The organism is Kluyvera ascorbata, from assembly GCF_023195735.1.
Classification (GTDB): Bacteria; Pseudomonadota; Gammaproteobacteria; order Enterobacterales; family Enterobacteriaceae; genus Kluyvera; species Kluyvera ascorbata.
This window is the reverse complement of the sequence record NZ_CP096201.1, coordinates 4,554,468-4,573,061: the sequence shown is the minus strand read 5'-3', so window position 1 is coordinate 4,573,061 and position 18,594 is coordinate 4,554,468. Positions and strand designations below refer to the sequence as shown.

The following is an 18,594-nucleotide window of genomic DNA, read 5'->3' as shown; positions in this document are numbered from 1 at the left end:
GATGCTTAGGGCAAATTAAAAAAATAAGGGTTATGCCTCGCGCAGGCTCTGCGCAGGTTCAATATGGATCGCGCGCCAGGCACCGATACCGGCAACCAGCGTCGCCACAACCAGCGTCAGTAAGAGGGCGATAAGGCCGTGTAAGGGCGTTATCTTGCAAATCATCTGACCGGTGGCCTGGCTTGTGGACAGCGCCCGGTTAAATATCTGGCTGGCTAAAAAATAGATGCCAAAACCGCCTATATAGGCCATCAGGCTGAGCAAAGTGCCCTGACTAATGACGTAAACGCCTACGGCTGGTCGCGTGAAGCCCAGCAGACGAAGTACAGCAATATGCTTACGTTTACGATCGACATTGGCGATAAACGAGCCGATTAACGAGGCGATACAGCCAATGAGCGCGGTGATGGCGATCGTGTTAAAGATGATGCCCAACACACGGTTAATGCTTTTTACATTCTCAATATCCGCCAGCCGACTGGTAGTTTCGATGCGTTGGGCGCGCAAATCGCGTTCAAGGCTGGCGACATGGTCAATATCGCGTGCGTACAACCTTGCGCGGGCGTAGCGCGGCGCGTTACCGTTAAGCTGAGCGCCGCTGGCGACCCCTAACGCTGTTACCGCATAGCCATCGCGAAAATGTTCAAGAGCCATTAATAACGCGGGGCGGGTAAAGATAGCGGGGCGATTAAAATAGGTGGCTGGCAAAATCCCCACCACGGTCACGCGCTTACGTCCCCATTCGCGGCGTTCATCGAGCATACGACTCACGCGTAGCGTGAGCGTATCACCGGTTTTCACCGCCAGCTTGCGTGCCGCTTCCTGAGTAATAACAACTTCATGGTCATGATGGAGCACCTGCGTGCCGAGCAAAGGATCGCCAGCCTCTGTCGGAATGACTTCCGCATTTTCAATAAAATGTGTGCTGTCCGTCTGCAAGTCAGTCAGCGTATTGAGCGAGCGCGTTTGCCCGATGGCGAAGCCGACATCAGGCCGCTGCCGTAGCTGCGTGATCCAGTGCTGATCGTAGCTTCCGCTGCTCAACATGCGGATCTCCAGATTGCGGGGATCGTTGGCCAGATCGTTTTGTAACTGGTTCACAATGCCAAAGCGCAGGCCAAAAAGGAGCAGTAAAGGGGCGATGACCGCAACAAGAGAGGAGACGATGCAAAAAGAGATGATGCGATCGTGCCACAGGTCTTGCATTGCAAGGCGACCGAGCAGTCTTGCACGATTAAAGGACAAAGTAAGTACCTCCCCGTTCGCTCTGTGATGACGCCGTCAGCGATTCTGGCTGCGCAGCTAAACAGGGTAAATTGAAGTGTTTGACCAGAGGCCAGTCATGGCAAACGACCAGCGCCATCATGTCTTCCTGACGGACTAGTTCGATAAACAGGCTAAATAATTTCTGGGCATTGTAGGGATCGAGCGCCGCCGTCGGTTCATCTGCCAGTACCAGCGCCGGGCGATGTAATATCGCGCGCGCAAAAGCGGTGCGCTGCCGTTCGCCAAAGGAGAGCTGGGTAGGATATTTTGCCAGTAGTGGCGACAGTTTTAGCGTGTCGATGACCCTATCCAGCATGGTGCTGTCAGGGCGGGCTCCCAGCAGCTGGCACGGCAAGAGAATATTATCTTTGACGTTCAGGTAGGGAAGGAGGCCACCGTTTTGTAATACAAAGCCAAGTTCGCGTGCCCGAATCGCAGCGAGTGTATTATGTCGCTCGCCCAGAAGCAACGCGGCAATATCCTGCTGCTGTGCCCCTTTGCTGAGCGTGAAACGCCCAATTTTGCTGGGATGCAACACTAAACCAATGGCTTCCAGAAGCGTGCTTTTACCGCAGCCGCTTTCACCCGTTACCGCCACCACCTCGCCTGGCCGCAGCGAAAGCTGCGGCAGGTAAACACGGTGAGCCTGATGATCCTGACCACGAACCACGCACAAGTCTTCAATGTGCAGCATCAGGGCATCATTTCCAGTGGGATGGGATACACGCGATCGCGCGGATCGCTACCTTGCGCCAGCTCGACCCAACGGTCGACATCTGCATTATATTTTTGATAGTGACGCAGCTTGGATGACAGTGTGCGGATAAATTTCTCCTGTGACAGCCCATCCCAGCTTTTCCACGTTTCTTCATCGAGATTCAGCACATCGCTTTTGTAGGGAAGATCGGCCAGATACTCGCCCAGCACGCCAAGATCGCCGATGCTCGCGCTGTCTTGCTGTTTCAACTGGTTAGGATCGGTCCCCATTGTTGCCGCAACGGTGCGCAGTTGTTCAAACATCTTAGTGGGCGAGATCATCCCTTCATTAGCGGCTTTCAGAATCTGGCTGACGGCATCGCTTAAATCGCTCAGCTGTCCCTTGGTTAAGAGCACGCGAACATCTGTTGTGGGGATGTTCTGCTTAATCAGATCGCGATCGCTAATCCAGGCCTGGAACACCAACGGGGCTTGGGTGCTGTTGCGTTTGCCCAAATAGGCTAACTGCATCGCATGCCCGATTAACGCCGTATCCTGGAGCAATTTCTGCTCCGCCGTGAGCTTTTGCCCCTCATCTTTGGCATACAGCGCGCTGCCAATGGCGGCATCCCCCATATAGGCGGCTTTCACCTGTTCCGTAATGGCTGACGCCAGGGCATCAACCTGCTGACCGAACATTTTGATATCGCCTGCATTCACCGCCTGATAAAGGTTAGATTGCGTGCTATCAAAATTGGAGAGATCGCGGTACTGGCCCTCGGCTTTGGTATGGTTTGCTTTGCCGCTGGCGGTTTTCAGGTGCAACGTATAAATAGCAATGCCGCGGTTACCGGCTTCCAGACGGAGCTGGCTGGCATCAAGGCCGGTTCCTGAAAGTTTATTGCTGCCCTCAATCGCGCCAGCATCGGTAATCAGCACCATATAGCGGGCGCCGAATGGACTCCAGTCAATGTCATCAATAGCTGATAACACGCCGGAATAGGCATCCTCGTCGTATAAAGAGCTTGAGACCTTCGCTTCTTTAAGATCGGCGACTTTCTGCAGAAAATCCGCGCCGTCCTTGACCTGGTTAGGGTCGGCGAAAATGCGGGTGTTATATTCAAGTCCCGGTACGGCTTTGGTATTTGAACGATAAGAGACCAAACCAAACTTGACCTGCCCATCCAGATGCTCTTGTTTAATTTTGTCGTAGATCTTATTGACCGCCTCTTTAGTGCGCTCAATATACGGCCCCATTGAAATGGTTGAATCGATAACGAACACCACCGAAGCGTTAAAGCCTTTCAACTGGTTTACGTCGTTATCTTGTTTTGCCGCTGCGTTATCATCCGCCTTGCTGACGGAGGCCACGTTGAGCAGGCGCGTATAGAAGCCATCTTCGGTCATGACCTCTTCGCCGCTCAGGATTGGCAGCAGATAAAATTGCTTTTGCAGATCGACAAAATATTCCGGCTCCTGGGCCTGAATACCTTCAGCGTGGCCGTCACGCTTCAATTTGGCGCGCAGCGGCGCCACCAGAGAGACAGGATCGGGGGCAGAAAGAATGTTATCCAGACTTTCTTTCTCTTTGAAAAAGAGTAACCGATCGCGGTTGGCCGGGTTGGTAAACGCCAGCGTCAGCTGCATTTTCCAGTCTACGGTACAGGATTTCGGCAACCAGCCAAGGGTTTTGCCATAGCTATCCGGCCCGACTTTAAGCCAGCTTTGCCCCTTAGCCTCTTCCTTTTGATAAACATAAAGGCTGCTAAAGGCAGGCTGAAGCTGCCCATTTTCATCCCCGGCGTTGTCGCTAAGCTTACAGCCTGGCGTCGTCAGGATGCGCTGGTATAGCGTTTTCTTCCCTTCCTGAAGCAGCGGTTTATCGCCCTCGGCGGCAAAGAGGTGCCCGCTGAACAACAGGCCGCATAATGGCAGCGCCAGACGGCAAAAAAAAGTCCGGGTCATTTTGCTAGCTCCTCAAGGTGCTGCTTAGCCGTTTGGTTCTCGGGTTCTGATTGTAGTACCGTTTCGTACCAATAGGCCGCGGTATCTTTATCCGCCTCTTTGAAACATTCGCTTGCCTGATGGTATTTCGGATCATACTCACCGGCGTAAATCAGGGCGATTTTGGTATCGCCGCCCTGCGCGCGATTTGCGTACAGGCGCTGGGCGACGCCGCATTTCTTCGCCTCTTTCGCTGACTGGATAATGGCCAGCAGTTTATCGCTATCGAGTTTTTCCTGAACGCACGTCTGCACGAATTCAAGCTCGCTCAGCGTGTCTAAACTCTGTGCGGAACAGCCAGCCGGGGCTTTAGGCTCGGTGTTCGTCGCTTCAGGGGCGGCGGCGGCGGGGGCTTGCTGAGCTTGTACCGCCGGGACCACCTCCTGACCTTTGTCCCGGCCCATGAACCACCAAAGCGCGCCAGCAATCACCACTAAAAGCAGGATGGCGGCGATGATGAGCGGGAGGCGGGAAGCCGCAGGTTTTTGTTGCGGCTGCGGCTCGGCATGAATGGTCGGCGCAATGGTTTCAGATTCTGCGACGGGCGCTTCTACGATGGCCACTGGTGCGGAGTCGGTTTCTGGGGTTGCCAGCATACTGCTGCTGCTGTAATTACCCGTCGCGCCCCTGGCTTCAGAAGAGAGCAACTCATCACGCACCAATTGGAGGGTGGTATTGCGCACTTCTCCTGAAGCCAGCTTGATCTGAATCTGGACCTGGCTTGCGTTTGCCAGCAAAGGGTCAAGTAGAGTAGGGCCGATACGAAAGCCGCTGCCGTTGGCCAGGGAGTAACCGCCGTTGACAGTAAACCAGTGCTGTGCAGGGCTCCAGCTGCCATCGGGCTGCAGATAGTTCTGCTCGTTATTACAAAGCGTAAAGGTCAGATCGGGCAGCACCGCAGTTTCGCCGCGCAGGCGAACCATCAATTGTGCGGTACCCGGCTCTGCCGGTTGGCAGGCGATGATTTTAGCTAGCATGGCATGTTCTCTTGTTTTAATTGGCTGATAATCTGACCAAGTTGGCGATTATGTTCGACGGAAATATCGCGCGTGGCGCTATGACCAGCGTTATCAAGTACGACGCTCATCAGGGCGGATAGCCAGTCTCCCAGATAAGAGACACCCGGCTGCGGCGCAACGGCGGCGAGCTGCGGCAGCTCGTCGTTCATCAGCGGTTTCTGGCGCAGGAAGACTTTATTTTTATCGCCAACGTAGCTGTTGGGCACCTTTTCAGGCGGTAGAGTGAGATAACCAAACCAGGCGATAAAATCACGCATAGTCAGTTGGGCTCGCAGAACCTGGCGTGCCATAAGATGTTCACGCCGCGTACCCGCTTGCTCCTGACCCGCCAGCGCGCGTTTCAGCGTGCCTTCCAGATCGAGGCGCGTGGCTGCGGTGATCAATTCTTCGCTGAGATGATTAATCAGTTCGCTGTTCATCCCCAACTGATGCCACTGCGGCGCTTGCTGCGGCAGTTCACGCAGATGCGCGACCCAGGCTTTAAACGCCTGATGGGCGAAATCATCGTCCTGGCCGACTCTTTCCTGGGCAGTTGACGCTGGCGCGTCAACCACGGCGATTTCAGCCGGTGCGGCGGCGAATGGATCGCTGCCAAACGGGTTATCACCGAAGGGGTTGTTGCCAAATGGGCTGGCGGTAAACGCGTTTGCCGCCAGGCTGTCGCCATCGCTTGACGGTTCCGGGTTGCGGTCGCGAATGCTTAAATAGATGTTATTAAGCTCCTGCGTCGGCAGATCCAGACGATTAATTAGCTCTCCCATACTGTGGGAGCAGGCGGACAGCCCCTGCCATAGCTCTTTCGCGATGGCCTGTTTTTTCACGAGCTGCCCGTCGCCGTCTTTTTCGTACCAGCGGCCCAGGCGGCGATTGCCGGTCTCCTCGCGACACTGCTCAAGTTGTTGCTGCAAACGTGCCAGCTTGAATTCCAGATGCGCGACGCCGCGCAGCGCTTTGGTTAAGCGTCCCATGCCGCCATCGTTGAGCTCGAGCATCGCGTGCCAGGCTTTGCTCGGCTCGGTGACGTGTTGCAGCACGTTTTTAGCGCTAATGAAGGTGCTGCCCATTTCGTCGAGCTTCTGGCGATAGCGCTCGGTGATGCACGCTTCCTTGTTTCGCTCCTGTTCTGTACCGTCTTTTAGGTCGATGAACGGATTATCCAGCCCCGGTTTTCGCACCAGGAAACAGTTATTAAACGCCTGGCCGGGCGCCCATTGCTGCAGCCAATCATATTGGGCGAAACGCTCCAGCAAGGTCATGTGCAGCATACCTTCCCAGCCTTCTTTTAACTGTTCGGTGGTGAGTTGCAGACTGCTGTTGATGCGCATATCGCACATGGTGATGGCCCAGAACAGCCCAGGGTTACGGCCCTGACGTTCTTCGGCGCTTTTACCCTGCGTTTTTTCTACCCAGCGGTTTAATACCGGACCGACGTCAGCAACATCGCTCTGTTTGGCGGAGCTGGCGCACACGACCAGCGCGTTCATCTCTTGATTATCGGTGTAACGTTCAAACAGATAGGCGACTTTACCGCGCAGCAGAAGCTGGCAAATGGGATTAAGCCCCTCTCTACCGGCCTCTTCCAGTGCGGTAATTTTAAGACGCCCGCGATACCCAGGGAAGTCAAGCAGATCGACCTGCTCCACGACGCTGTCGGCCTCGACTTCCGCTAACGGGAAGATAAGCTCGGTGGTTAACGCTGCCAGTTCCGCCTGGGTTAAGCTGGCGCTGCCGATTTGCTGTTCCTCTTTCCAGTAGCGGATCTCCACGTGGCGATCCTGGCTGGAGCCTAGCCGGTTAAGGCTGTCGACGTTCATAATGCTGCCATTACTGTGATCGATCAGCGTCTCCAGCGGGGCGAACACCGTCCGGGCATGATTGAGTTTGGTCAGCACATTGGCTAATGAACGATAGGTCTCGGTGAGGGCCGGCAGTTCTCCCCACAATAAAGAAAATAGCTCTGCGCGTTCACCAGGACTCAGCGCAGGGGCAATTTTCAACACCTGCGGCCAATAGGCGTGTTCAAGTTTTTCAACCGATTTTCTGAACGAGGCGTTCAGGTAATCCCATAAGGCAACCACATCTTCCTGGCTCACGCCGTTATAGCTTTTTGCTTGTGTGGCGAGTTGTAGGAAGGGGCGCAGTCGCTCTTCAACCCTGGCTTCATCAAGTTGAAAGCTCAGCTGCTCGTGGTTGAAATCATTAAACCAGGCGTTTGCAAGAATTTTGGCCAGATCGATTTCACTGAACAGGCGCAGAGGCACAGGATAGCCCGCAGGCGCAGCGGGGGCCTGGCGGGTGAAGCGGGTGACCAGGCCGGTGGCCTCTTTACCGCCGCCGACGGGATTCACTTCTTTGATAAAGTCGACGCGCCGTTCGCCATAAAGGGCTTCCAGTGAACCATTGCTGCCCGCTGCCAGCGCGGAGATGAGATAGGATTTCCCGGCCTGAGAAATGCCAAAAAAACCGACGGTCATTGGCGTTCTGGCGACCAACGTCAGGCTATTGGCCTGGTTACGCGTGCGGAGCAAGCTAAGGTTGAGTTTATCCGCCTCGTTGTCGAGGCGACGTGAACCGGAACGCACTGCATCAACCCAGCCAAGTGCGTCCTGACAGCCCTGAGCGATAGCTGCCCAACCCTGAGTGAGAGATTTTTGATCGCTATTCATTATTTTTTAACACTCCCGCTATCGAGCCAGTGTCGGCTATCAATGAGCCCCGTATCGGGCATAGTATTGAGTTCCAGATCTACATCACGCTTGCTGAATGACTTATCGGTGTTGCTGGTGATATCCGCAATCATCAGCCGATCGCTGATTAAGCCCAGTTGGCGCGCCCGTTTGCCTTTGTCGATAGCCAGTCTCACTTTCAGGTACGGTGAACCGTTATCCACGGAGAAGGCGGCGGAAAACTTCTTACGGCCTTCTTCGCTAAAACGTAAGGTATAAAGCGGTGCGGCGGCCCAACGTTCGGCATCCAGTTGACGATAACCCAGCCGCAAATCGCCACGCATGATGATACTTTGCGTGGTGTTCTCGCCATTTTCGTCGGTGAATGTCGGCAGTTTTATCTGCCCGTTCTCCGATTCGATATGGCGATAAACGATATCGGCACTGCGAATCAGGTTATCCATATCAATGGTGCCAATATGGCGAATCGTTGAGTAAGGCTTCAGCGCCGAGGTACGGAAATGGAAGTTAGGAATGCTGTGATTTGCGCACAGCTGTGTGAGCATCGCGCCAACGGAGGCGGTGCTCTTCGGATCGTCGATATGGCCATTTTTATGGAACGGATACCAGGTGCCGGTCTGATAACCGTGCAGCGGTAAAATACGCCCCGGCGGCAATGGCAGGTTGCGACGGATAATTGCCTGAATGCCCGGCAGCTGCGAAGGGCGGCCCGTCAGCAGTAGCAGGTCGCAATGATAATAGCTCAGCACTTCGCACAGCGCGGTTAGCACTTTATCAATGTTGAACTTACCCGAGCACAAATCGTTATGCACTCTGGCGAGCGGCAGAGTGAGCATTACCTCAGCCAGTTTGAAATCGGTCGGGCCACCAGCTTTTTGTACTTCGCGGCGAACAAAGCCCTCGACTTCATCACGCAGAGAACCTACCGGCAGTAGATCGCCGACACGTTGGTTAATCACGATATGCGTTTGCTCGTCCAGCGGATCGAATTGCTCGTATTTACCCAGAATGTGCAACGCGAGGGGAACGAAGAGTTGCAGGGTGAGCTGCTGGCGCAGCACGGATTCCGCCGCGCTAATATTTTGCGAGCCGCACAGTTGAGACATCAGCGTCTCAACGGATATGACCCCCGTTTCACGCAGCGCCTGCTCAAAGGCTGGAAGCACATAGGACTGGATGACATCTAGCAGAATATCGTCGCCGGCAATTTTAAAACTGTCGCGAAAACGCTGCTGCGGGATGATATGGACGTTAGCGCCGCCCCCACTATGACCATTGCGATCGAGATGATAATCGGTGATGACCAGATCGGTGGTGCCGCCGCCGATATCGATAGATGCGATGGATATTCTTTCACGTTGCGTGCTGTCGGGTCGGCTAAGGGCGTCGAAAAACGACTCCGGGTGACCGGCAAAGTTTTGGTTTATCTCGGTGTAGAGATAAACCAACTGCGCGCAGGACGCTTCATCCCACTCGACCCTGATTTTTGGCAGCGGAATTTTAATGTTTGTCTGACTATGATCTTCTTGCTCATCCTCATAAGGATCGTTTTCGCCGTTGTGCCAGCGTAGCGCTTTCCAGACTAAACCGACCGCCTGACGCATACGGTCATCCAGTACGCAACGTTCAGCCATCGGCATACCGGGCGGCACGGTCAGAATAATATGGCGTAGCTGACGCGGAATACCTGCGTGTCCCTGACGTATGCGCTGTTCCGGGCTATTAATCTGACTAATCGCCTGGGTTAATACTTCCGCGAGCATAAAGGTCATCAGAGAACTGCGAGAATAGCGTGGCGTAAAGACCGGGATGCGATCCATCTCATCTTCGATGGTGTGTAACGCCTCGCCCCGTTCATCGATCAGATTCGCGAACGGCGCAGCGGTGGCGAGTGGATTACTGTCCTGCACGTAGCTACCGTTAAATCGCCAGCCCTGACCGTAATATTTTTCATCCCAAAGATAACGTTTAGGGCTGGAGAGGCCGGTTGAACCTTCGCTGCCTTTTCGGCGCGCCGCTAAACGACCCGCTTCTCCGCCGATACGAGCGATCGTCGGCCACTGGAAGGCATCGTGGCGGCCGCTACGCACCGAGCAGTGATCTTTGCCGAAGAAGGCCTGTGAAAATTCGACCCGGCTTTCAAAGGGTTCGGTATAAACATGTTCCGGCGCGCTAAGATCGCGCAATTTGAGCACATAGTTGTGCTGCATACCTGAACCTGATTGCCCATGATCTTCAATGAGAATACCGCAGGTGCGTGAGTTACCGACATCGAGGATCAAATCAACGGGAATAGGCTTGATAGCGTTAGTTTCCCGATTGGCGATGACCCTGAAATGCGGCAATTCAATGATGGGGGCGGTCTGACTTTGCAAACCTTCGACGGGAATCGCCATCAGTGAAAGAAGGTTAAGGTAGTGCGCCAGCGGATACTGCTGGTTAAGCTCCTGCTCGCGTTCGTCGATATCCCGGCCTTTGCTCGCCTCTTTAAATACCTCTTTCAGCCAGTCGACAATCCACTCTTGCGTGAGATACCAGTTAAGGGCATAGGTGGCTGTCGCCACCGCAAAGGTTGCCCCGGCATTGACATCTTCCTGGTTCGGGCTGAGGTCGGCGGCGGCCTGCTGTTTGGCCATTACGCGAGTATCGATAGCCAACGTCATTCGATGGCTATGCCCATCCATATCAGGCTTGTCCAGCTTGACGATACGAAAACGCGCCCAGTTTAGCGGCCCTTCCTGATAGACGTCAGGCGGGCTAAAACGGAGTAGGGGAAGCGGCAACCATGTCCCGTCAAACAGCTTAAGACTCTGCTCAACGGGAATATCGTACTGGCTTTTAGCCTTCTCGATATTTGCCGGGCTGGGCTGATAAAAATAGTAATCACGCTGTTCGTTGTAGATTAAACGGGTCAATACGCCATTGGCTAATTTAACAAATTCACCGGCGGGCAAACGTCCTGGAGACAAACCAAAATCCATAAACTGGATCCCGGAGTCGCCTACCAGGGTTACTTGACGATCAAAAGATACAATCTCGGGCAACATAGTTATCTCGTCCCTGTTCAGGAATTAGGTTGAAGCATACGAATCGGGAAGGTTTTTTCCCCATCGTTGCTGCCAATACAATCGGCATGACCCGCGGAAGGTGATTTGCACTCGATGGTCGGCACAATAAAGTTTGAGCCATCGCTGCAGGTCATTTGCTCAGGGTTGGTAATGTTGAGCGCCCCCTGCTGCACGTTACCGTTGGCTGGGCCACGGCACGTTACGCCGCTGGACTGGCGGACGCTGACGGTGCCGTTGCCCTGGTCAAAATTATATTGCAGCTGGAGCGGGCGTCCGGTGTGCTTGTCCTGAATACCGCCATTCACGCGCCATTCGCCGTTAAGAAACTTCGCCGGGCCGTCCGGCAGCGTGGCCGGGAGGGTTAACGGTTCGCCCTGCGGCGCAACGAGCGGCGGGGCGGTTACCGGAGTCACGCCCGGAGGCGTCTGCTCGTCGTGGGTATCCTGTACGCCGGGCGGCAGTGGCGGTTCTACGCTGGCTTCATTTGCGTTAGCCGGCGGCGGCGCATCGCCGTCTACCGCTCTGTCAGATGTGTCGGCAGGCATCGCGGGCACCGTTGAATCCAGCGCAGGATGCGCGTCCGCGGTTGACCCTTCCACAATGCCGGGTACGGCGCGAGCGCCAACGGCGGTTTCTGACCCCCTGATCGCCACGTCATGGGTGCTGGCGGCCGGGTGCGTAGCCACAGGTTCAGCGGTGACCGTGGTTTTATCCGCAGAAAGACCAGGGAGGCCCGGCAGGGAAAGAGAAGGAGCGCAGCCGCGGAGCAGCCCTAACAGCAGCGCCAGCAGCAGTAACGCCAAAAGTAGCCATAGCAACCAACGCCAGCGCCAGCGGCGCGTTCGAATATCAACAAAGGGCGCGGGAGCGGGTTCGACGGTTTTTTCCGTGGCGCTGGCCTGAGGCGGAACGGCCGCGAGGGCGGCGGCGGGAACGGACGATGAACTCAGCCAATGCATCGGGTGACGTTGTTCCCCTTCCGGGTGGACAAACCCCCAAAAGGTGATCACCAGCGTTCCATTAACGAGATAGACAAACTCATAATCGGGGAAATGGGTCACAGATTTAAGCAACTGGGCAAAGACCCGACGATCGCCGCCGGTTCCGCTTTGCTCCGCGTTGAGCAGCTGTTCGCTTAGTGACTGCACTGCCATTTGAAACGCATTAAATTGCTGGCGCGCCGATTCTCGCTCCGCTTCGCTTGCGCCGCTCCACGGGATAACATCGCCGGGAAAACTGCTGTACCAGTCGGTTCTGTCACCGCCCTGATCGTTTTGCGGGATAGCCAGATGACGGGCCAGATCGCGCCCTGCATCAAGACGATAGATGGCTTCGCGTAGCTGGAAGGCCATCTTGAAAACAGGATAGCCCGTTTCACCCAGCGCCTTGAATGAAGAGTTATTTCCGGTACGAAGTAGTGGTCCCTGAATCGAATTTCGCATTATCTAACCCTTAAAGGCTGTAATTTGACTAAAGCCACAGTGGTACAGGCTAATTTTTGGTCGCGCCGGGCGTCCATTTGAAACCCCAGCCATAGTGCTTATCCATCGACTCGCGGTCGGGGAAGAAACGGTCAAGGCGTTCAACCTGAATATTGCCATCGACATTTTTGAGCCTGGCGATGGCGGCGACATTATTACGCTGGTCGCTATCCGTGAGCATGGATGTAATCGGCTGCTGTTCGGGGACATAGAGGGTGACGGAGGCGTTTGTCCCTTGCCAGTTATCGGTGCCAGCGTAAATGAAGCTATAAATCAACACCTCATCAATGTCCTGCCAGTGGCTGCCGTTGACGAAAAGCCATTCGCCATCCACGTCATTGCCTTCACGCAGATCTTCCTGCAGCAGCAGATACGGTGGCTGGTCATAGTTGCCGGGCAAATGACTCAGCGCCTCAGCGCCGCTGATTTCACCGTTTTTTAAGCGCACAAAGGCGGCAATATCGAGATCGACAGGCTCTTTGTGGTCCCCCTGCTTCCACTGCAGATTGATTTTTATCCGGCCAAAATCCTGACGTTTCTCAAGTTTCACGCTGGGATTGGTGTCAGTTAATTCGGTATGGGTTGGTGTAACAACGGGGAGCTTCACGGCCGGGCGATGTGTAAACCACCACCAGACACCGACGAGCAGGAGCAGCAGTAGCAATAATGCCAGCCAAGGAAGAAAACCGCGCCACCAGGGGATAACCACTACTGTATGGAGGGGGGCCGCTGTGCTGGCTGTGGCCCAATTGACCAACACCGGTTCGCCGCCGACGCTATAGCCGTCGAGGTGGTGTGATTGGGTGAGCAGCGTTTGCAACGCATGTGCTGACTTATCTTCGCCGCGCGCGGCCAGCTGGCTGATTAACCCCGCCAGAATGTCCTGATATTGCTGACGTTTATTCTCAACAGTCAGCCGTTCGGCGTCATTCAGTGCGGAAAAAGGTTTAGCCAGCCCCTGACGTGCTGTCCACCACTCCAGGCGTCCTTCAGCATTGCGACGCGCGGTGGCATACAGCAGCGCCAGTGAAGGAGGAAGATGACGATGTATGATACCGACCGTCTCTTCATAGGTTGTCAGCGTTGCTTCATCAATCGGCGCGGCAGTTGTTAATCGTTGCATAAGCAAATCATTATTGTTGTGGGTGATATGCATGAGATGTGTATCATCGCATCTCAGACAGCCGGAACGTTTTCTGCGCTTTTAGCGGAGCGTATTTGCTTCTTCGAGAACTTTAATTTTGTGCTTGGCTTCGGCGACCTTTTTCTCAATCGCTGAAATTTCGCTGGCGCTCGTTGCCGTTTGTGACTGGCGCTGCAGCTCCTGCAATTTGGCAATTTCCTGCTGGCGTTCGCGGCTTTGAATCTTGCTTGATTTCAGTTTTGCGAGAGTCTGCGACAGATCCGAACGCACGGCATTTAGCCTTGCTTGTTCATCTGCCAGCTTTTGATTTAAGGTCTGCTGTCTGTTTTGGGTATAATCCTGCTGTTGCCTGGCCGATTCATTTTGATATTGGCTCAGACGAACCTGCTGTTCTTTTTGATCAACCTGCTGACGATAACCACCCGACGTGGCGCAGCTCAGTTTGGTAATAAAGCTTGGATCTTGTGCGTGTAAATCACAGTCCTGGGGGGACGTAGTACAACCCGTAAGGACAAGGGCGGCAAGAAGTGCGTATTTTCTCATCAAATAATCCATCATTAGCGTCGAATAACGCTGCTTTAAGCAGTCTTAAACCGGCCGATAATGCTATCGGCCGAAAGGGTTAACCAAGGGAGATCGCCTGGCGCTGTTCATACAGCTCGTTGGTTTCTTGTTCCAGAGCAGCAATCTTGCTATTGAGATTGGCATATTCTTTGTTCAAATTTGCCAGCTTGCTTTTCTCTGCACTTGTGGTGGTCGTTTGACCTTGTAAAGCGACCTTATAGGCAGATTCTTTATCCTTCATGCCTTTCATGGTCTCTTTCATCTTGCTGATGTTGGCATCAATTTGCGCCAGCTGGGTTTTCGCACCGACTTTATCAAATCCAGCTTTATCTTTTTGGATGCTGATTTTGGTTAAGGTGGCCTGGTTTTCGCTAATAACTTGTTTCATCGCCAGCGTCGATTTTTCAACCGCTGCGGTATCTTTGCTGATGTCATTATCCATAGCCTGCAGACGATCGGCTGTAGAGGCATAATCTTTTTTCAGGCCATCAAGATAGTAGTTAGCGGTCATACCTGCAGCACAGCCAGCTGCGCCACCAATTGCAGCGCCGGCAAGCGCTTTCTTCGAGTCACCTGCTAACGCCCCTACTAACGCGCCGAGAGCTGCGCCGGATACGGCGCCTACGCCACAACCTTGTGCACCAGAAGCGCTAAAGAACTGTGATTGTTCTGTGGTGGTAAGGCGAGGATCCGGCTTTGTCCCAGACAGGAGAGAGCTTCCTGTATTGGCACAGCCTCCAAGTAACAATGCTGCGGAAATCACGATGCATGTGGTAGTTCGGTTAAATGTATTCACAATCTTTTTCCTTAAAAATAATTAAGTAACGACAAGCAAGCTGTATCAACTAAAAATTTAGAATTAGTAATGATTTTGTCCGACATTACTGATTATTGTATTAGTTATAAGATGTCAAAAGAGCTATTCAAAGAGTATTTAAATAATAAGCAATAAATTAATTGCAATGCGTTATTATGTGTTCGTAGGTATCCCGCACTGACAGCTTATGCAATTTTGTGTTTTCGTATCACTTTATGTTGGCCTTGCTGCTGAAACACATCTTTTTTAAAAATAATCGACATTTTCGAATTCGTAGGCCTTACCATGAAACATGGGAGGATATCTCCACATAAAACATACATTCCGTGAATGTATCTCAACGTCTGACATTTTTCCAGTGTGTACAATTAGGATGTTGATTCAACTGATTAATCTGTATTAAACACACTAAAGATCATGCCAGAAATGCCGATAAATCACAAGTATGCTGCCGTCTTTGCTTGTGATGTAGGTAGGGTTACAGTTCTTGTTTTCGCCGATGTAATCTGTATTTGATACCTTAATGTAGTTGTTTATTAGTTGCAGTGTTTTGTGTATGCGTGGAAGGATGAGTGTACGTAAAGTGGCAGGCGGGAATGTTAATGGAAACCTTGAAATATACTTTTGGGAGATAGGGGGGTTTTTAATTTAATATGCATGAAATTTTCATTTACTATCACCTTCTTGATTATATGTCCGTGATCTGATGCAAGTATCTATGAATCTAAAAAAGGGTGTAGTGAATTTTTTCTAACGGAATATACAATGTGGTTTTGTTCATCCATCAATGTTTGTTAAAATCATTTTATGAATCGATTCCGCGCACGATTAAATTGGAAGACTTTTTAGTACAGGGTTAGGATGTCAACTACGGGTGAAAAGTGATCCACTTACATCTCCACCTACATTCTAATATTGATCCACCGTTTTACTCAGGATTAGCTTCAGCGATAACTGTAGTGGTTTACAGAATTTTACCACCTGAACAAAGGTGATACGCTCATCTCAGAACAATACAGGCATCCCAATGAAAAAAAAGAAATTTCAGTGCTGAATTTAAATACGAATCCGCACAAATGGTCCTTGAGTAGAACTACACCATTGCAACTGCGGACAGTGCTATGGGGGTGGTTCTTTCTACCATGACGCGATGGGGAAAGCAGTTGCGAGATGACCGACAGGGCAAAATGAATTTCTGTTTAGTTACCTGAAAGCAGATAACCATGAGAGTTGCTCATTACCAGAGCCTGCTATGATCTCTGATTGTTTCATTTCAGCCTTGAAGGACACACTGGAAATCGTTCGGGCCTCGCAGGGCCGTGGATGTCAGAAACTGCAGCGCACTCATAACCCAAGTGTATCCAGAATGCATGATCATACTTAGCGACCAGAATTCACTTGCTGCTGCCGTGAGTAATAGCGTAACCAGTACGAGCATAATGGCCGACGTTATTCGCTCAACCCGGCGATATGACCACATTGCGGTATTAATGGGAAGACCCGCAAGCTCCTGATAATCTTGTTCATCCAGAAAACCATATAACTTACTTCTCCAGGTTATTCTGTTTTGTTCCAGCAGTGAAAGGGCATTCCGGTTGATATAGACCGACATCCCGTATGAGATGGCGATATACAGGGCCAGTGCACAAAATGCCAGAGCATACACTTTTTGCGGACCACTTGCCTTTAGGGCCTCCAGACTGTAGCGAAGGATCAGAGTGCTGATAACCAGGGCCATATCTTTCCACAACGTGGAAGACAGGTCACGCGACTGCTGCAGAATTTTTTGTGTGTCCTCTGTCAGACTTTTTCGCAAATCGCCCAGCGATTTCAGGGTGTCTTTTCCCCCTGTCCGGATATGGGCCTTGTAGAGAAGTCGGGCTGACTCCAGTGCCGGGGAGAGTCGATACACAATGCCTTCACAAAACGTAACGCCCTCAGGCCATTCTCTGGCCAGTTCACTGGACAAAAAGGTATGTTTAAGCTCGGTTTCGTTTCCTTCCAGAAAAATCCATTTTGCTGTTTCCTGAATGACGTCAAAGGCGGGCAGAGCCGCATGTTCTTCCCCGAAAGGGATTTTCCGCGGCGGTTTTCCTGACAGTCCGACCTTTTTTATTTCGGCAGCAAAAAGCTCATTGACGAAACATTTCAACAACTCCCGACAAGCGAGTGACTCCCAGAGTCTCATTGATTCGTCGATCACTGTATCGCCGGATATCAGGATCCAAGGTGCAATGGTATCTGGGGGAAGAAAGTCAGTTGAAAAACAACGGATAATGCTTTTTGTGACGGAGGCCGTCTGAGTTGGGACGTCGCTTTCACTCTCATCCGGGAGCATTTTTTTCCACGGCGCGACCTTCCATTGTTGTGTTTCAAATGCTTCGTTGATAAACAGGGCGTAGATGCGGTGATACTGACAGAGCCTGGGATCCTGGAGTAAAAACGAACGCCAACCTTCCAAGGTGAAGAGGCGCAAAATTCCGGGGAGTTCATCGCTGATGATGGTGATAAAGTGCTTCTGACCGGGGATACCTTGTGCGGGGTGGATATCATCTCGACTATCATCAACAAAGGTGATCCTGAGATTTTCGGCATCGGTATCCATTACTTCCCCCCATAACTGAAGGGTGTCATTATCCATGGTTCCAGAAATGAACAATTTCCGGGTGGTGGTTTGCTGATCTTCAGTGATCACCAGATCAGATGTGCGGCGTGAGCAGTCAATTGCCTTACCGATTTTTTCCAGTATCGATGTCATCTGTCACCAGCCCTGCAGTCACTATCACTATACGTTTTCGCCCGTCTTCCATCGTTTGGATATCCGGTGCATTATCCTCATCGTAGATAACAATAACATCTTCCAGAGTTACCAGTTTTCTTTTCCGTGGCTTAGGAATGTTCTCAGGGGTGAGCCGGAAAGATTCACCTGAAATTCCCAGGTCTTTTATTTTACGGGTAAAGGATTTGACCAGCGGATGATCTTCTTCCATTGGTCCAAAAATCTGGTTAAGCAGGGAAAGGGGTTCATCGGTGTTAAAATCCTGCGCCCCGTGATGTAACGTTTCATAAATCTTGTTAACACCGCTGCGTCTGATGTCGTCCGGTAACAGGTCTCGATGCTTTTTGAAGACATCCTTGAGTGCGGCAACCAGTTTGTCGCTGAGATCGGTTGTACTGTTGACGCGCTGTACCTGTAAAAAACGCTCAAAATAAACGGAGATATTGGTTCGTTTGCTGCGATCCCGAACGACAACCCGCCCACCCTGAGCATCTGCCGTCAGGCGGACCAGAGCAATTTTCTGCATGGCTTCAGCTTTCTTGACGAAGCTTTCGCGGAAACGTTCGAGTCTGGGAACCTGAAACTCGTCTCCCTCCGCATCCAGCACGTAACGTACCACGTCCTCGTTATCATATTTAATGAGGGCAAACAGTTTTTCATCATTGAGGGTGTGAAGCTCAAAAAGAAAAAATACCCCCATGCTGGCATTTTTTGTGTGGTGATGAGACTGAAAATCGTTTGCCAGAAAGGTGGACTGTTCGGTGAAGCAACTAGCGTCGGTATCGGCATTGTTCCTTATGAGCCGCAGAATACGCTCGGTATTGGACAATTCCGTAAACCGGAACATGTTACCGCTTAATGCAGACTTAATCCGTTCCAGAAAAAAATCGACGTGTTCAGGTGGTGATATTTCGCTGAGCAGCACTGGGATCTCCAGTTCCCCACCAACGACATGAAAAATCATTCGTTTTATTGTCAGTGCATTAATTTCTTCATCCGTTAAAAAACTCATAGTGACACCCCGTTATTTCGTGTCTTATTTTATCGTTAATTGCTGTGACATGCTTTA

General features: G+C 52.1%; 12 protein-coding genes. All 12 read right to left on the bottom strand.

The window, feature by feature from the left end:
- Nucleotides 1-30 precede the first annotated feature (30 nt).
- Nucleotides 31-1,245: an ABC transporter permease gene (locus MY052_RS21820; protein ID WP_040232058.1), complete on the bottom strand. Its 1,215-nt coding sequence runs from the start codon at nucleotides 1,243-1,245 to the stop codon at nucleotides 31-33.
- Nucleotides 1,235-1,960, bottom strand: coding sequence for an ABC transporter ATP-binding protein (locus tag MY052_RS21815; RefSeq protein WP_047358974.1), 726 nt, complete (start codon nucleotides 1,958-1,960; stop codon nucleotides 1,235-1,237). Before MY052_RS21815 ends, MY052_RS21820 begins: the two co-directional genes overlap by 11 nt.
- Nucleotides 1,960-3,927, bottom strand: a complete 1,968-nt coding sequence (locus MY052_RS21810; protein WP_040232062.1) for a vWA domain-containing protein — start codon at nucleotides 3,925-3,927, stop codon at nucleotides 1,960-1,962. The genes MY052_RS21815 and MY052_RS21810 overlap by 1 nt, the downstream gene beginning before the upstream one ends.
- The gene (locus tag MY052_RS21805) at nucleotides 3,924-4,943 is read right to left on the bottom strand and encodes a hypothetical protein (protein WP_040232063.1); all 1,020 of its coding nucleotides are present in this window, start codon (nucleotides 4,941-4,943) and stop codon (nucleotides 3,924-3,926) included. The genes MY052_RS21810 and MY052_RS21805 overlap by 4 nt, the downstream gene beginning before the upstream one ends.
- Nucleotides 4,937-7,651: a putative virulence factor gene (locus MY052_RS21800; RefSeq protein ID WP_047358975.1), complete on the bottom strand. Its 2,715-nt coding sequence runs from the start codon at nucleotides 7,649-7,651 to the stop codon at nucleotides 4,937-4,939. Before MY052_RS21800 ends, MY052_RS21805 begins: the two co-directional genes overlap by 7 nt.
- Nucleotides 7,651-10,719 carry a virulence factor SrfB gene (locus MY052_RS21795; protein ID WP_040232067.1) on the bottom strand — a complete coding sequence of 1,023 codons (3,069 nt, stop codon included), beginning with the start codon at nucleotides 10,717-10,719 and terminating at the stop codon, nucleotides 7,651-7,653. Before MY052_RS21795 ends, MY052_RS21800 begins: the two co-directional genes overlap by 1 nt.
- A 17-nt stretch (nucleotides 10,720-10,736) precedes the next feature.
- Nucleotides 10,737-12,182, bottom strand: coding sequence for an SrfA family protein (locus tag MY052_RS21790; protein WP_047358976.1), 1,446 nt, complete (start codon nucleotides 12,180-12,182; stop codon nucleotides 10,737-10,739).
- Between the two features lie 49 nt (nucleotides 12,183-12,231).
- Nucleotides 12,232-13,344 (bottom strand): tellurite resistance domain protein, encoded by a 1,113-nt coding sequence (locus MY052_RS21785; RefSeq protein WP_073970863.1) that lies wholly within the window; start codon nucleotides 13,342-13,344, stop codon nucleotides 12,232-12,234.
- A gap of 81 nt (nucleotides 13,345-13,425) precedes the next feature.
- Nucleotides 13,426-13,908, bottom strand: a complete 483-nt coding sequence (locus MY052_RS21780; protein WP_023288353.1) for a hypothetical protein — start codon at nucleotides 13,906-13,908, stop codon at nucleotides 13,426-13,428.
- A gap of 79 nt (nucleotides 13,909-13,987) precedes the next feature.
- Nucleotides 13,988-14,725, bottom strand: a complete 738-nt coding sequence (locus MY052_RS21775; protein WP_040232073.1) for a coiled-coil domain-containing protein — start codon at nucleotides 14,723-14,725, stop codon at nucleotides 13,988-13,990.
- A gap of 1,294 nt (nucleotides 14,726-16,019) precedes the next feature.
- Entirely contained in the window at nucleotides 16,020-17,504 is a 1,485-nt protein-coding gene (locus MY052_RS21770) for a hypothetical protein (RefSeq protein WP_040232075.1), read from the bottom strand.
- Nucleotides 17,476-18,537, bottom strand: a complete 1,062-nt coding sequence (locus MY052_RS21765; protein ID WP_248537858.1) for a nucleoid-associated protein — start codon at nucleotides 18,535-18,537, stop codon at nucleotides 17,476-17,478. Before MY052_RS21765 ends, MY052_RS21770 begins: the two co-directional genes overlap by 29 nt.
- Nucleotides 18,538-18,594 lie beyond the last annotated feature (57 nt).

Bases quoted from the DNA above. Each gene is read 5' to 3' on its own strand.
- MY052_RS21815 (WP_047358974.1), bottom strand. From the start codon at position 1,960: ATGCTGCACATTGAAGACTTGTGCGTGGTTCGTGGTCAGGATCATCAG.
- MY052_RS21810 (WP_040232062.1), bottom strand. From the start codon at position 3,927: ATGACCCGGACTTTTTTTTGCCGTCTGGCGCTGCCATTATGCGGCCTG.
- MY052_RS21805 (WP_040232063.1), bottom strand. From the start codon at position 4,943: ATGCTAGCTAAAATCATCGCCTGCCAACCGGCAGAGCCGGGTACCGCA.
- MY052_RS21800 (WP_047358975.1), bottom strand. From the start codon at position 7,651: ATGAATAGCGATCAAAAATCTCTCACTCAGGGTTGGGCAGCTATCGCT.
- MY052_RS21795 (WP_040232067.1), bottom strand. From the start codon at position 10,719: ATGTTGCCCGAGATTGTATCTTTTGATCGTCAAGTAACCCTGGTAGGC.
- MY052_RS21790 (WP_047358976.1), bottom strand. From the start codon at position 12,182: ATGCGAAATTCGATTCAGGGACCACTACTTCGTACCGGAAATAACTCT.
- MY052_RS21785 (WP_073970863.1), bottom strand. From the start codon at position 13,344: ATGCAACGATTAACAACTGCCGCGCCGATTGATGAAGCAACGCTGACA.
- MY052_RS21780 (WP_023288353.1), bottom strand. From the start codon at position 13,908: ATGAGAAAATACGCACTTCTTGCCGCCCTTGTCCTTACGGGTTGTACT.
- MY052_RS21770 (WP_040232075.1), bottom strand. From the start codon at position 17,504: ATGACATCGATACTGGAAAAAATCGGTAAGGCAATTGACTGCTCACGC.
- MY052_RS21765 (WP_248537858.1), bottom strand. From the start codon at position 18,537: ATGAGTTTTTTAACGGATGAAGAAATTAATGCACTGACAATAAAACGA.